This window comes from Flavonifractor porci (assembly GCF_037572415.1).
Taxonomy (GTDB): Bacteria; Bacillota; Clostridia; order Oscillospirales; family Oscillospiraceae; genus Flavonifractor; species Flavonifractor porci.
On the sequence record NZ_JBBHLB010000001.1, the window covers coordinates 321,271 to 334,839 of the forward strand.

Sequence of the window (13,569 nt, forward strand, 5' to 3'; positions counted from 1 at the left end):
TATTTTAGTAGACAAACCCATTTACATAAATCAATCAAAAAAGCGAGGTAAGATCCGATGAAACACATCAAGGAACTGATCGCCATGCTGCTTGCTCTGAGCCTGCTCTGTTCTCTGGCTGCCTGCGGCAACCAGAACAGCACCAGCAGCAATCAGCCCCAGCAGTCGTCTCAGCAGCAGCCGACTGAGTCCGTGGAACCCGTGAAGGAGGGTTTCCAGCCTTATACGTTTATTGACGACCTCGGTCATGAGATCGAGATCAATGAGGAGATCACAGCCATCGTGCCCTCAGGCCAGCTCGCTCAGGTCATTCTGCTGGGCATCGCGCCCGATCTGATGGTGGGCCTGGGCGGCCAGATGAGTGACAATATGGCCGAGTACATCCCCGACTATGACCGGCTGTCCCAGCTGACCTATTTCGGAACCGTTCTGGGCGCCGCCGATCTGGATGTGGAGGCTCTGGCCTCCACCAACGCGCAGCTGGTCATTGATGTGGGCTATACCAAGACCGGTTACGAGGAAGAGCTGGCCACCACGCAGGAGCTGACCGGCATCACCTGCGTCTTCATTGAGGCCAAACTGGACGATTACGGCGAGGCGATCCGCAAGCTGGGGCAGCTGTTGGGCCGTGAGGAAAAGGCTGAAGAAATGGCTGTTTGGTGTGAAGAGGTCTATGACCGTGCTTTGGATATCATGGAACAGGTGGGCGACAATAAGGTCAACGGTATTTACGCTCTGGGCGACGGCGGCCTGAATGTGATCGCGGAGAGCCAGTCTCAGGCCGAGGTCATCAACCTGGTATTCAACAACCTGGCCGTGATCGAAAACGCCAGCGGCAAAGGCTCGGGCAACCCTGTCAACATCGAGCAGATCGCTCTGTGGAACCCCGACTTCGTGATCTTTGGCGCCGGCAGCATTTACGACACCGTCGCGGAGGATGCCGCATGGAGCCAGATCAGCGCCATCGCAAACGGCAAATATGTGGAATCACCGGAATCCCCGCACAACTGGACAGCTGCGCCTCCCGCCTGCCAGCGTTATCTGGCGCTGCTGTGGCTGCCCAGCATTCTCTATCCCGAGTACTGCGACTATGACCTGCAGGAGGAGGTCACCGAGTATTATGAGCTGTTCTACGGCGTGACCCTTACCGATGAACAGTATGCCGCTCTGACTGCAAACGCATTCTTCAAATGATGCATACTCTGATCGTCGGAGAACGAGGCGTGGGCAAGAGCACCCTCATAAACAGGGTGCTGGAAGCCTGCGGCAGGCCTGTGTACGGCTTTGAGACGAAGAAAGAGGACTCCCTCGCAGACGAATTGCGGGGGAGCCCCATCTATATCTATGAGGCGCGGCGTGAGCGCAGACGTACGGAGGAAAATCTGGTAGGCTACTGCAAAAATCACCGCTTTGACGCTGCCGCCGAGGTTTTTGACCGTTTTTCGCCCAAGCTGCGTGAACCTGTGCAGAAAGGCGGCATTGTGCTGCTGGACGAGCTGGGGTTTATGGAGTCCCGGGCGGAAAAGTTCTGTGCCGCTGTGCTGGACTTGCTTGACGGCCAGGTTCCGGTGATCGCAGCTGTAAAAACCAAGGACACTCCGTTTTTGGAGGCGGTGCGCTTCCACCCCAGGGCAAAATGCTTTTATATCACCGAAGAAAACCGTGACAGGCTGTTCCCGCAGGTTTTGGATTTTGTGCGCCAGCAGCTTGACGGAGAGGATAAGATGGTATGAGTAACAAGACTTTGATTATTAACGGCTCTCCCCGTCCCGCCGGCAATACAGCATATCTCATCGACATCCTGCGCAAACACTTGAAGGGCGAGGTCATCGAGATCTCCGCCTTCCGCTCCGGCATCGCCCCCTGTGTGGACTGCCGCGGATGCTGGGAAACTGCCAAGTGTGTGGTGAAAGACAGGATGCAGGTCATCTATGATGACGATTTTGACAATATCGTCATTGCCTCTCCGGTGTATTACGGCACGCTGCCTGGCTCCGTTTTGAGCCTTATGAGTCGCCTGCAGCCCTGGCACGCGGCGATGTTCTTCCTGAAACAGCCATTGGAGCAGAGGCCTAAAAAGTCCGCGGCGATCCTCACCGCCGGCGGCAAGGGCAATCAGGCCAACGCAAACCACCACCTCAGTGCTTTTTTCCGCATGGTCAATGCCCAGGGGTTCCTGGAGCATACGGCCTGCTCGCCGAATACCGACACCGTTCCTGCCCAGGAGGACGAGCAGGCGGTTGCCGCTGTGATTGAAATCGCAAATTGGGTGAACGGCGACTGAGCAGGGATGTTTTTTAAATCAGAAATTTGGTTTATCATCAAACACGGCGGCTGATTCAGCTGCCGTGTTCTTGTCTGACTGTGTTCTGTGTCTCTTTATGTTCCTATTTTGCCCCCTATATGACAGAAACCCAGCTCGTGCTTGACGCATAAGCCGGGTTTCTCGACAACCAAATAGCCGCAAGCCACTTCATGGCTTGCGGCTATTTCCCTATTTTTCTTTGGGGTGACACCCCAGGGCCTCTCTCAATCTGTCATTCTGGGGTTAATTTTAATATGTCCTTATACGGAGCAGCCCCGGGCGGGCTTTTTCTGTTATAAAAGAGTGGCCTGGACCAGATCGGTCATGGAATAGAGACCAGGACACTCCACACCGGCGAGAAATCGGGCCGCCCGGATGGCGCCGGAGGCAAAGACCTCCCGGCTCATGGCGGAGTGGCTCAGGGTGATGACCTCATTCTCACCGGCAAAGATCACGTCGTGATCTCCCACGATGCCGCCGCCCCGGACGGAGCAGATGCCGATCTCCTCCTTGGCTCTGGCCTTGCGGACGCTGTGGCGGTCGCACACATAGTCGGGCTGGCAGGGAAGGGCGGCCGCAGCAGCGTCAGCCAGCATGAGGGCGGTGCCGCTGGGGGCGTCCACCTTTTTATTATGGTGCTTTTCCACGATCTCGATATCGTAATCCGCTCCCAGAGCCGCGGCGGCCTGGCGTACCAGGGCCAGCAGCACGTTGACCCCCAGTGACATATTGGCGGAGCGGAACACGGGGATGACCCGTGCCGCCTGGTCAATGGCGGCCAGCTGTTCCTCCGAGTAGCCGGTGGTGGCCAGCACCGCCGGGATGTTCCGCTGCATACAGAAGTCCAGCAGGGCGGGCAGGGCGGCAGGGGAGGAGAAGTCGATGAGGGCGTCGGCCTGCCCCCGGAATTCGGCGGGGGAGGAGAACACGGGGAAGTCCCGGTCACCAGTCCCCAGCAGGTCAAATCCGGCGGCGATCTCCAGGTCGGGCTGGGCGGCGCACAGATGTTCCACCGCCCGGCCCATCCGGCCGTTGCAGCCGGAGAGGATCAAACGAAGCATTTCCAACATCCTTTCCCGGTGGCTCAGGCGGAGAGCAGGCCCACCTTGACCATAGACTGACGGAGGGTCTCCAGCGGTCCGTCGCTCATATCGCACAGAGGCAGGCGCAGGGAGCCGATGTCATAGCCCGCCAGATTCATGGCGGCCTTGATGGGAATGGGGTTGACCTCCAGGAAGAGGGCGTCGATGAAGTCCATGTAGCCCAGCTGAAGGGCGGCCGCCTCATCGAACTTGCCCTCCAGGCACAGGTGGGTCATCCGGATCATGACCTCGGGGGCAAGATTGGCCACCACCGAGATCACGCCCTTGGCCCCCAGGCTCATCATGGGCACCACCTGGTCGTCGTTGCCCGACCAGACGTAGAAGTCGTCACCGCAGATAGCCAGGGTATGGGCCAGCAGAGAGAAGTTGCCGCTGGCCTCCTTGACGCCGTTGATGTTTGGGTGCTGGGAGAGTACCTTGTAGGTTTCGGCTGTGAAGGAAACGCCGGTCCGGGAGGGCACATTATAGAGGATGATGGGCAGATCCACCCGGTCGGCGATGTATTCGTAGTGCTTGATGAGGCCGGTTTGAGACGCCTTGTTGTAGTAGGGGGTGACGTGCAGCAGGGCGTCGGCGCCGGAGTCCTGGGCGTGCTGGGACAGGTAGACGGCTGCGGAAGTGTCGTTGCTGCCCGCGCCGGCGATGACCTTGACCCGGCCATTCACCCGCTTGACACAGTATTCCACGGCGGCAATGTGTTCCCGGATGGTCAGGGTGGAACACTCGCCGGTGGTGCCGCAGACGCAGATGGCGTCCAGGCCCCGCTCGATCTGCTCGTCAATGATCTTTCCGAACAGATCGTAGTTGATGGCACCGCTGTGGTCAAAAGGGGTGATAATGGCGGAGCAGGCTCCGGTAAAAACAGGCTCTCTCATATAGGGTTACCTCCTTGAAATGTAACCCTCCGCGCACAGAAGTTCGGCAAGAAGGACTGCGCCGCCCGCGGCGCCGCGAAGGGTATTGTGGGACAGGCAGACGAACTTATAGTCATACTGCGTGTCGGGACGCAGACGGCCAATGCAGACCGCCATGCCGCCCTCGGTCATCCGGTCCAGCCGGGTCTGAGGGCGGTCGGGCTCCTCAAAGTAGTGCAAAAACTGCTTGGGCGCGGAGGGCAGGGCCAGCTCCTGGGCACGGCCCTTGTAATTTGCCCAGATCTCTTTCATCTCCTCCATGGAGGGTTTGTTCTCAAAGCGTGCGAACACAGCGGCCATATGGCCGTTGGACGCGGGTACCCGCAGACACTGGGCGGTGATGGAGGGGGACTGGGCGTTGACGATGACCCCGTTCTCCACCTTGCCCCACAGCTTCAGGGGCTCCTGCTCGCTCTTCTCCTCCTCGCCGCCGATGTAGGGGATCACATTGTCCACCATCTCAGGCCAGGTGTCGAAGGTCTTACCCGCGCCGGAAATCGCCTGATAGGTGCAGACCAGCACCTGGTTCAGGCCGAAGCCGCGCAGGGGGTGCAGGGCGGGAACATAGCTCTGGAGGGAGCAGTTGGACTTAACGGCAATGAACCCGCGCTCCACCCCCAGTCGCTTTCGCTGGGCCTCGATGACTTTGATATGCTCGGGATTGATCTCCGGCACCACCATGGGCACGTCGCTCGTCCAGCGGTGAGCGGAGTTGTTGGAGACCACGGGGCACTCGTGCTTGGCGTAAGCCTCCTCCAGAGCCTGGATCTCTTCCTTCTTCATATCCACGGCGGAAAAGACAAAATCCACCTGGGAGGCAATGGCCTCGATATCGGCCTGGGCGTTCATGACCACCATCTTCCTGGCCTCTTCGGGCATGGGATTCTCCAGAGCCCAGCGGGAACCGATGGCCTCCTCATAGGTCTTGCCGGCGGAGCGACTGCTGGCCGCGATGACGGTGAGCTGGAACCAGGGGTGATTCTCCAGCAGGGAAACGAAACGCTGGCCCACCATACCGGTGCCGCCGATGACGCCTACTTTGTATTTTTCCATGACCATACCTCCGTTGCTTAAATCTTATTCCAACACCGGCCTGTCTCAGACCGGAAACTGATGGCGAAAAGAAAAAGAAAATCAGCAGTTTACAGAACTGCTGATTTTGTACTATAATGACAGGGACAGTGCGTCCCCGACCATACCAGACAAAAGCAGACAGCACTCCGCCGCAGCTGCGGCGACAGTCGAACGGATCTTATCCGGGCGACCAGGCAAACGCACCACCGGGAGCGTCCCTTCGGCGGCCTCCCCTTTCACGCGGTTCACCGGGCCCGGCGCCCTCACCACGCTACTCCTGAAGAGCCGCGCCTCTATCCTGCAAATGTAATTTCGCTATTTAGTTTGCAAAATTGTACCACAAGTTCTGGCAAAGTGTCAACGAAAGCGAGATGGGATTTCCGCCAAATGAAAACAGGAAAGATGAAAAAAATTGTGCAGATTGCAGCTCTGGCCCTGGCTATCGCCCTTCCGCTGAGCCAGGCGCCGGCCTCCGCCGCCTCAGTGGCGGTGGACCCCACCATCAAGGTGGGCCTCTTTTACGGCTCCAACGCTCTGCCCGGGGCCAACCTGCTCAACGATGTGGGCAGCGGCTACCGGCTGGGCTACTATGACGACAACCGGGTCTTTCAGCAGCTGGCCGCCACCAGTGAGACCGCCATCTCGGTGGTCAAGGCCCAGAATGTCTATTATGGCACCGTGGGCAAATGGGCGGGCTACTACGACACCATTACCTCCGATATTGCCGTGGGCTGCTGGCATCTGAAGCTGCCCGGCAGCTACAGCTCGTACGATGAGGCCGCTGCAGCAGCTTCCGCTCAGTCCGGCGGCTTTGTGGCCTGGATCGACGGGGAGTGGCAGGCCAAAGTGGGTGCCTATCTGGACAAGGAATCCGCCCAGGCGGCTCAGACCGAACTGGGTTTGACCGATGCCGAGATCGTGGGTACCTCCAGCGCCGGGGTATCGGTGGTCAAGACGGGCACCGGCCAGATCCTCTTCCAGTTTGACAGCGCCACCAAGTGTCTGGGCATCAAGCCCGGCCTGGACGACAGCGTCAAGACCGAGACCATCTTCCGGGGCAACACCTATTACGGCGGCTTCCAATACCAGCGGACCGGCGGCGGCAACCTGACGGTGAGCAACGTCATCGGTCTGGAGGATTATGTACAGGGGGTCATCGTCCGGGAGATGAGCTCCTCCTGGCCTCTGGAGGCCCTGAAGGCCCAGGCGGTGTGTGCCCGTACCTATGCTTACCGCAACTATACCGCCAGCAAGCACAAGAGCCAGGGCTTTGATATCTGCAATTCCATCCACTGTCAGGCCTATATGGGGATGGACGCGGTGACGGCCTCCAGCAGCAAGGCGGTGGAGCAGACCTATGGCGAATACGCCTGGTACAACGGCTCCCTCATTGAGGCGGTCTATTCCTCCCATGACGGCGGCGCCACTGAGAGTGCCGTCAACGTGTGGGGCAGCAATGTGGCCTATCTGGTGGGCAAGTACGACCCCTATGAGGCGTCAGTGGCCAGCAAGGTCCCCAATTACAACTGGACGGTGACCTATACGGCCCAGGAGCTCACCGATCTGCTCAACTCCAAGGGCTACACCAACTCGGGCATCGTGGATTTCCGGGTCACCAAGACAAGTCCCACCGGCAACGCCATCGAGATCACCTTCACCGACTCCTCCGGCAGGACCTGGAGCAAGATCCGGGACGACTGCCGTACCTTCCTGGGGCTGCGGAGCATCCATTACACCGTGTCCAGCTCCGCCGGCAGCGGTTCGTCCGGCGGGGGAGGGGGCTACACGGTGAACGGGAATGGTACTCTCGGCAGCCTGGACGAGGCCTATGCCATCGACGGCAGCGGCTCCACCTCCAAGCTGGGCAGCGACGTGTACATCATTGACGGCGGCGGCCAGGTGACCCAGGCCACCCCCTCCGGCGGCAGCGGCGGAGACGGCTCCGCCGTGTTTACCATCACCGGCTCCGGCTGGGGCCACAACGTGGGCATGAGCCAGTGGGGCGCTTATGCCATGGCCCAGCAGGGCCATACTTATCAGGATATCCTGAACTTCTACTATACTGGAATAGAGGTGCGCAAGCCATAAAGACGTCTGATTTTGACTTTTACCTGCCGGAGGAGCTGATCGCTCAGACTCCTCTGGAGAAGCGGGACTCCTCCCGGCTGCTGGTGCTGGACAAGCATACCGGCGAAACGAAACATATGCACTTTTTCGATCTGCCCACTCTGCTGAGACCGGGAGACTGCCTGGTGCTCAACGACTCCCGGGTGCTGCCCGCCCGGCTCATCGGCCACCGGGAGCCCGGCGGGGGAGCGGTGGAGGTGCTGCTGCTCATCGACCGGGGCAATAAGACCTGGGAGTGCCTGGTGCGGCCCGGCCGTAAGATGAAACCTGGTACCCGGGTGTCCTTCGGCGAGGGTCAGCTCACCGCCGAGGTCACCGAGGTGCTGGAGGGGGGCAACCGGCTGGTCCGCTTCGATTACGAGGGCATTTTCCTGGAAAAGCTGGAGCAGCTGGGCAAAATGCCTCTGCCTCCTTATATTAAGGCCGAACTTCAGGACCCGGAGCGGTACCAGACCGTCTACTCCCGGGAGGTGGGCTCCGCCGCCGCTCCCACCGCCGGTCTCCACTTCACCAAGGAGCTGCTCAAGCAGGTGGAGGACATGGGCGTGCGTCTGGCCTATGTGACCCTCCATGTGGGTCTGGGCACCTTCCGCCCGGTGAAGGAGGAGGACATCCTGGACCATGAGATGCACTCTGAGTACTGCATGATCTCCGCCGAGACCGCCGAGACCATCAACCGGACCAAGGCCGAGGGAGGCCGGGTGATCTGCGTGGGCACCACCTCCTGCCGCACCATTGAGAGCTGGGCGGCGGAGGACGGGACCCTGAAGGAGAGCGCCGGATGGACCAATATCTTCATCTATCCCGGCTACAAATTCAAAGCGCTGGATTGCCTCATCACCAACTTCCATCTGCCGGAATCCACCCTCATCATGCTGGTGTCCGCTCTGGCGGGCCGGGAGCACATCCTGGCCGCCTACAAAGAGGCGGTGGAGCAGAAATACCGCTTCTTCTCCTTCGGAGACGCCATGTTCATTTGCTGAAACAGCCAAAGGCCTGCCGTTACGGCAGGCCTTTTTTACATCCTGCCCAGCAGCTCCACGTTGCCCACCAGCCGGGGATCGGCAGGGGAGAGGGCCAGGGCCTTTTGTGCCTCCTCCCGCGCGGGGGAGATGCGGCCGGTGCGGAAATAGGCCTGACACCGCAGGTCATGGGGGAGCGGACCCCAGGCCTCTGCCTCGCAGATGTAGGTATCGGGGCGGACGGTGATGGACAGGGCCATTCCGGTAAAGTAGAGCACACCATCCCAGTTTTCCTGCTGGTAGCAGAGCGTGGCCAGGTCCATCCAGGGCTCCCGCAGGTGGGGGGCCTCGGCGGCGGCCCGGAAGAACCAGCCTCTGGCCTGTGCGGGGTCCCCCTTTTGTATGTAGGACTTGGCGATGTACCGCATGGAGGCCGCCCGCTCATCCTTCCAGGTGGCAGTGGGCATGGACAGATGCCGCTGGAGGGTGGCAATGCAGTCGTCCCACCGGCCATGGAAGAAATACTCCCGGCCCAGATAGTGGGCGTTTCGGTCGTTCTCCGGTTCCTCCTGTACCGACAGTTCCAGCAGAGGAAGGTACTGGCCCCGGGATTTGGAGGGGTCAGGGTGGTGGTCCAGCTGCACCCCCGCCGCCGTTACCATGGGGCCGGGCCGGCCGGAGCCCTCCCAGCGCAGGATCTCATGGACCGGGTGGACCCACCGGTAACCGTGGCGGCGGTGGATCTTTTCATACCAGAATACCACGCCCTCGGCCCCATCGGGCCGGAAAGACCAGGTATAGCGATACCGGGCCTGACCTGCTTCTGGGGTCCAGGCCGCTTCCAGGGCCGCCCGCCAGCCGGGATGGAACACCTCGTCCAGGTCGGTACACACGCAGATATCCGCATCCTCATCCACCAGTTCCAGAGAACGGTTGCGGGCGGTGTCGAACCGCCAGGGGACGATGGCCTCCACGGTGACAGCGGCCCCCCGGGCCTCCAAACGGGCCACGGTGTCGTCAGTGGAGCCGGTGTCCAGCACCACCACCTGGTCGGCCTCCGACATGGAGTCCATCCAGCGGTCCACAAATTGAGCCTCGTTTTTACAGATGGCATAAACTACGATCTTTATGAGGGGTTCCTCCTTTCACAGAACGGGAGGGGGGCAAGCAGCCCCCCTCCCGCGGGATCAGGATTCCATCAGACCGGCGGCCTTCAGGTTTTGAATGATCTGGTTGACGGTGTTGATGACGGTGGGCAGACTGGCATTGCTTTGCAGGGCGGTGACCGCGGCAGCCGCATTCGTCTCGCCGGCAGGGCCGGTGGGCCCAGTAGGGCCGGCAACCCCGGCAGGGCCGGTGGGGCCAGTGGGTCCGGCAGAGCCGGCAGTACCCGCTGTACCAGCAGGGCCGGTGGGTCCGGTAGGGCCGGCAGCGCCATCAGGGCCGGGGATGCCCTGAGGCCCGGTGGGACCGGTAGCGCCGTCAGGTCCGGGAATACCCTGGGGACCGGTGGGCCCGGTCATGCCTGCCGCGCCGGTGGGGCCAGTGGGTCCGGGGGTGGCAGGTCCGGTGGGTCCGGTGGGACCGGCAGGGCCAGTGGGACCAGTAGCGCCCGCAGCGCCGGAACCGGCAGGGCCAGTGGGACCGGTAGCGCCCGCCGGGCCGGTCGCTCCGGTAGGTCCGGTGGGACCAGGCACGGGGCAGGGAGGGGGACAGGGCGGCGGGCAGCAGCCCGGCGGACAGCAGCAGGCGGCGCCCTCCTGTTTCCGTCTCCACTCCCGATCAGAGGGAAGATAATGGTTCATATTGTACTCCTTTATCCGCTTGGCTTGTGGCTGTGCCACATGACAGCCTATGCGATTGCCTGCCGGAAGGTGCGCTGCCCAAAGACCTAGCAAAAAAGTAGGAAAACGGGGTTGACAAGACTAACTCCACCTGATATAGTTAAACCATAAAATGAAACAAATAAAGTTACAGTTAGAAGTATATAATATCGTCAGGCGATTGCCGGTCATTTTCAATGGAAAGGACGATGGATATGACTCCCATTACCATTACCAAAGACAATTTTGAAGAAGTGGTGCTTCGTTCCGATAAGCCGGTTCTGGTGGACTTCTGGGCCCCCTGGTGCGGCTACTGCCGCCGGATCAGCCCGGTGCTGGACCAGATCGCCCAGCAGTTTGACGGCCAGCTGGTGGTGGGCAAGATCAACATCGACGAGGAGCCCGGTCTGGAAGAGCAGTTTGAGGTAGAGGTCATTCCCACCCTGTTCCTCTTCAAAAACGGGGAGACGGGGGAGCCCATCGTGAACCCCGGTTCCAAGGCTCAGATCATTGAGTGGATGGGACTGTAAAAGGAGGCGGACGGCATGGCGCATTATGAAATTCTCATCATAGGGGGCGGCCCCGCCGGCTACACAGCGGCCCTGTATGCCGCCCGCAGCGGCCGCAAGACGGCGGTGGTGGAGAAGCTGTCCCCCGGCGGCCAGATGGCCACCACCTCGGTCATTGACAACTACCCCGGCTTCCCTGACGGGGTGGACGGCTTCGAATTGGGGGAAAAGATGGAGCAGCAAGCCCGGAAATACGGGGCGGAGACCATCTACGCCGAGGTCACCGGGGTCGATCTGACTGACAGCCCCAAGGTGCTCCGCACCAGCGAGGGGGAACTGACCGCCGATGCGGTGGTCCTTTCTACCGGGGCCTACCCCAGAGAACTGGGCCTGCCCGGCGAGAGCGAGCTGCGGGGGAGAGGGATCGCCTACTGTGCCGCCTGCGACGGCATGATGTACCGGGGCAAGGTGGTGGCAGTAAACGGCGGCGGCAACACCGCTGTGGAGGACGCCCTCTACCTGTCCAAGCTGTGCAAAAAGGTCTATCTGATCCACCGGCGGGACAGTCTGCGGGCCTCGGCGGTGTACCACAAGGCCCTGGAGGAGGCGGGAGTGGAGATCCTTTGGAACACCCGTGTGACAGATCTGCGCAAGGAGAAGCACCTGACAGGTGTTGCGCTGGAGAACGTGGTCACCGGCGAGAAAAGCGAACTTGCCTGCGACGGCCTCTTCGTGGCGGTGGGCCGGGTGCCCGACACCGCCCTCTTTGCCGGACAGGTGGAGACCGACGGGGCGGGCTATCTGGTAGCGGACGAGAGCTGCCGTACCAGCGTACCCGGTGTGTTTGCCGCTGGGGACGTGCGTGCCAAGGCCCTGCGGCAGGTCATCACCGCCGCCGCCGACGGCGCCAACGCCGCCCACTGGGCGGAGGACTATCTGCTCAAACGCGTATAAAGGAGAATTCCATTCCATGAATGGTCTATTCTGTGTGGCGGTCCACGCCCTGATCTATCTGGATAAACGGGGATGTCTGCTCTCCAGCGAGGAGCTTGCGGCCAACATCTGCACCAACCCGGCTCGGGTCCGCAAGGTGATGGCCAAGCTGAAAAAGGCGGGGCTGGTGACCACCCGTACCGGCACCGACGGCGGCTATCAGCTGGTGGCCGACCCTGCCAGGCTCACCCTGGATACGGTAGCCGACGCCCTGGAGGTTCGGTTCGTGGAGCCTGCCTGGCACAGCGGCGGGGGTTTGGACTGCGGATGTATGGTGGCCTCCGGCATGGCCGGGGTGATGGACCATCTGTTTGACGATCTGGACCGGCGCTGCCGGACCCAGCTGGCTGGGCTGACCCTGGCCGACCTGGAGACACAACTGGAATCCATACAAAAAGGAGAACACCTATGAATTTACAGCTTGAGACCGGTGTACCGGTACTCACCGTCTTTGTGCAGGGCCTGCTCAGCTTCTTTTCTCCCTGCGTGCTCCCTCTTGTACCCTTGTATGTAAGCTATCTGGCGGGAGGCGCCCGGACCGTGGATGAGAAGGGCAACATCCGCTATCCCAGAGGCAAGGTGCTGATCAATACCCTGTTCTTTGTCATCGGCGTCAGCTTCGCTTTCTTTGTGCTGGGGCTGGGCTTTACCGCTGCGGGCCGCTTCTTCAGCGGCAATCAGACCCTGTTTGCCCGCATCAGCGGCATCGTTATGATCCTCTTCGGCGTCTATCAGTTCGGCTTCTTTGGTAAGGCCGCCGCTCTGGAGACCGAGCACCGGCTGCCCTTCCGGTTGGACCGGTGGGCCATGAACCCCCTGGTGGCTCTGGTGCTGGGCTTTACCTTCAGCTTTGCCTGGACTCCCTGCGTGGGTCCCACCCTGGGCAGTGTGCTGTTGATGGCATCCTCCGCCGCCAGCGCGAGTAAGGGCTTTTTGCTCATCGCCGTTTACACCGCGGGCTTTGTGATCCCCTTCCTGGCGGTGGGTATTTTCACCGGCACGGTGCTCAACTTCTTCAGGACCCACCAGAAGGTGGTCAAGTATACCGGCAAGGTGGGGGCGGCTCTGCTGGTCCTGATGGGTATTATGACCTTCACCGGCTTTATGAACGGCATCACCGGCTATCTGTCCGGCATCGGCGGCGGGGCCGGCGTAACCGGGACGCCCACCCAGAGCGAAAGCGTCTCTCCCGCGCCGGAGGCCACCCGGAGCCCGGAGCCCGCGGAGAGTGCCTCGCCGGAGCCGTCTGCTGAGCCTACCCCAAAGCCTGAGATCGCCGCCCCCGACTTTACCCTTACCGATCAGTACGGCAACACCCATACTCTGTCCGACTACCAGGGCAAGACGGTGTTCCTCAACTTCTGGGCCACCTGGTGCGGCCCCTGCAAGAGCGAGATGCCCGACATCCAGAAGCTATATGAGAGTTATGGAGAAAACGGCGAGGATCTGGTGGTGCTGGCCGTGGCCAATCCCGGTGGACAGGACGTGTCCCAGGAGGAGATGGAGCAGTTCCTGGAGGACAACGGCTACACCTTCCCGGTGCTCATGGATACCACCGGCACGACCCTGGCCAATTACGGCATTGCCGCCTTTCCGACTACCTTTATGATCGACGCCAAGGGCAACGTGTACGGCTATGTGCCGGGCGCTATGACGGCGTCCATCATGGAGTCGGTGGTGCAGCAGACCATGGACAGCGTAAAATAATGAGGGAAGAGCGGCGCATGGCGCCGCTCTTTCTGGCTTTGGGGCGTTGTCA

14 protein-coding genes and 1 riboswitch are annotated in these 13,569 nt (G+C 61.0%); of the genes, 9 read left to right on the top strand and 5 right to left on the bottom strand.

Translation table 11 applies throughout. The features are described from left to right. The first annotated feature begins 57 nt into the window (after positions 1 to 57). The 3 genes from WHJ28_RS01575 to WHJ28_RS01585 are packed head-to-tail and all read left to right on the top strand — an operon-like array spanning position 58 to position 2,284. Positions 58 to 1,194 (top strand): ABC transporter substrate-binding protein, encoded by a 1,137-nt coding sequence (locus WHJ28_RS01575; RefSeq protein WP_340039314.1) that lies wholly within the window; start codon positions 58 to 60, stop codon positions 1,192 to 1,194. After that, positions 1,191 to 1,733 carry a nucleoside-triphosphatase gene (locus WHJ28_RS01580; RefSeq protein ID WP_340039315.1) on the top strand — a complete coding sequence of 181 codons (543 nt, stop codon included), beginning with the start codon at positions 1,191 to 1,193 and terminating at the stop codon, positions 1,731 to 1,733. Before WHJ28_RS01575 ends, WHJ28_RS01580 begins: the two co-directional genes overlap by 4 nt. After that, positions 1,730 to 2,284 carry a flavodoxin family protein gene (locus WHJ28_RS01585; RefSeq protein WP_340039317.1) on the top strand — a complete coding sequence of 185 codons (555 nt, stop codon included), beginning with the start codon at positions 1,730 to 1,732 and terminating at the stop codon, positions 2,282 to 2,284. The genes WHJ28_RS01580 and WHJ28_RS01585 overlap by 4 nt, the downstream gene beginning before the upstream one ends. A gap of 314 nt (positions 2,285 to 2,598) precedes the next feature. Here the strand turns inward: WHJ28_RS01585 and dapB are convergent, their stop codons facing one another. The 3 genes from dapB to asd are packed head-to-tail and all read right to left on the bottom strand — an operon-like array spanning position 2,599 to position 5,375. Next, positions 2,599 to 3,366 (bottom strand): 4-hydroxy-tetrahydrodipicolinate reductase, encoded by a 768-nt coding sequence (gene dapB, locus WHJ28_RS01590; RefSeq protein WP_340039318.1) that lies wholly within the window; start codon positions 3,364 to 3,366, stop codon positions 2,599 to 2,601. A gap of 23 nt (positions 3,367 to 3,389) precedes the next feature. Further along, on the bottom strand, positions 3,390 to 4,283 hold the full coding sequence (gene dapA / locus WHJ28_RS01595) for a 4-hydroxy-tetrahydrodipicolinate synthase (RefSeq protein ID WP_340039320.1): 894 nt from the start codon (positions 4,281 to 4,283) through the stop codon (positions 3,390 to 3,392). Positions 4,284 to 4,289: 6 nt separating this feature from the next. Then, complete coding sequence (gene asd, locus WHJ28_RS01600) at positions 4,290 to 5,375, bottom strand: aspartate-semialdehyde dehydrogenase (RefSeq protein WP_340039321.1); 1,086 nt, start codon at positions 5,373 to 5,375, stop codon at positions 4,290 to 4,292. A 152-nt stretch (positions 5,376 to 5,527) separates the two neighbouring features. Continuing rightward, positions 5,528 to 5,700: riboswitch (Lysine riboswitch) on the bottom strand. A 98-nt stretch (positions 5,701 to 5,798) separates the two neighbouring features. Here asd and WHJ28_RS01605 point away from each other — a divergent pair. Continuing rightward, entirely contained in the window at positions 5,799 to 7,484 is a 1,686-nt protein-coding gene (locus tag WHJ28_RS01605) for a SpoIID/LytB domain-containing protein (protein WP_340039322.1), read from the top strand. Then, positions 7,481 to 8,506 carry a tRNA preQ1(34) S-adenosylmethionine ribosyltransferase-isomerase QueA gene (gene queA / locus WHJ28_RS01610; RefSeq protein WP_340039477.1) on the top strand — a complete coding sequence of 342 codons (1,026 nt, stop codon included), beginning with the start codon at positions 7,481 to 7,483 and terminating at the stop codon, positions 8,504 to 8,506. The genes WHJ28_RS01605 and queA overlap by 4 nt, the downstream gene beginning before the upstream one ends. A gap of 35 nt (positions 8,507 to 8,541) precedes the next feature. Here queA and WHJ28_RS01615 read toward each other — a convergent pair whose 3' ends face one another. Together WHJ28_RS01615 and WHJ28_RS01620 are read right to left on the bottom strand one after the other, a co-directional pair. Next, positions 8,542 to 9,615: a tetratricopeptide repeat-containing glycosyltransferase gene (locus tag WHJ28_RS01615; protein WP_340039478.1), complete on the bottom strand. Its 1,074-nt coding sequence runs from the start codon at positions 9,613 to 9,615 to the stop codon at positions 8,542 to 8,544. A 57-nt stretch (positions 9,616 to 9,672) separates the two neighbouring features. After that, the gene (locus tag WHJ28_RS01620) at positions 9,673 to 10,290 is read right to left on the bottom strand and encodes a collagen-like domain-containing protein (RefSeq protein WP_340039324.1); all 618 of its coding nucleotides are present in this window, start codon (positions 10,288 to 10,290) and stop codon (positions 9,673 to 9,675) included. 233 nt (positions 10,291 to 10,523) lie between these two features. On the opposite strand from WHJ28_RS01620, the gene trxA reads away from it, so the two are divergent. The 4 genes from trxA to WHJ28_RS01640 are packed head-to-tail and all read left to right on the top strand — an operon-like array spanning position 10,524 to position 13,517. Next, positions 10,524 to 10,838, top strand: a complete 315-nt coding sequence (gene trxA, locus WHJ28_RS01625; protein ID WP_340039325.1) for a thioredoxin — start codon at positions 10,524 to 10,526, stop codon at positions 10,836 to 10,838. 15 nt (positions 10,839 to 10,853) lie between these two features. Then, a complete protein-coding gene (gene trxB / locus WHJ28_RS01630; RefSeq protein WP_340039326.1) occupies positions 10,854 to 11,771 on the top strand; it encodes a thioredoxin-disulfide reductase in 918 nt (305 codons plus the stop codon). 16 nt (positions 11,772 to 11,787) lie between these two features. Beyond that, a complete protein-coding gene (locus WHJ28_RS01635) occupies positions 11,788 to 12,222 on the top strand; it encodes an RrF2 family transcriptional regulator (RefSeq protein WP_340039327.1) in 435 nt (144 codons plus the stop codon). Beyond that, positions 12,219 to 13,517 (top strand): redoxin domain-containing protein, encoded by a 1,299-nt coding sequence (locus WHJ28_RS01640; protein WP_340039328.1) that lies wholly within the window; start codon positions 12,219 to 12,221, stop codon positions 13,515 to 13,517. Before WHJ28_RS01635 ends, WHJ28_RS01640 begins: the two co-directional genes overlap by 4 nt. Positions 13,518 to 13,569: the final 52 nt, after the last annotated feature.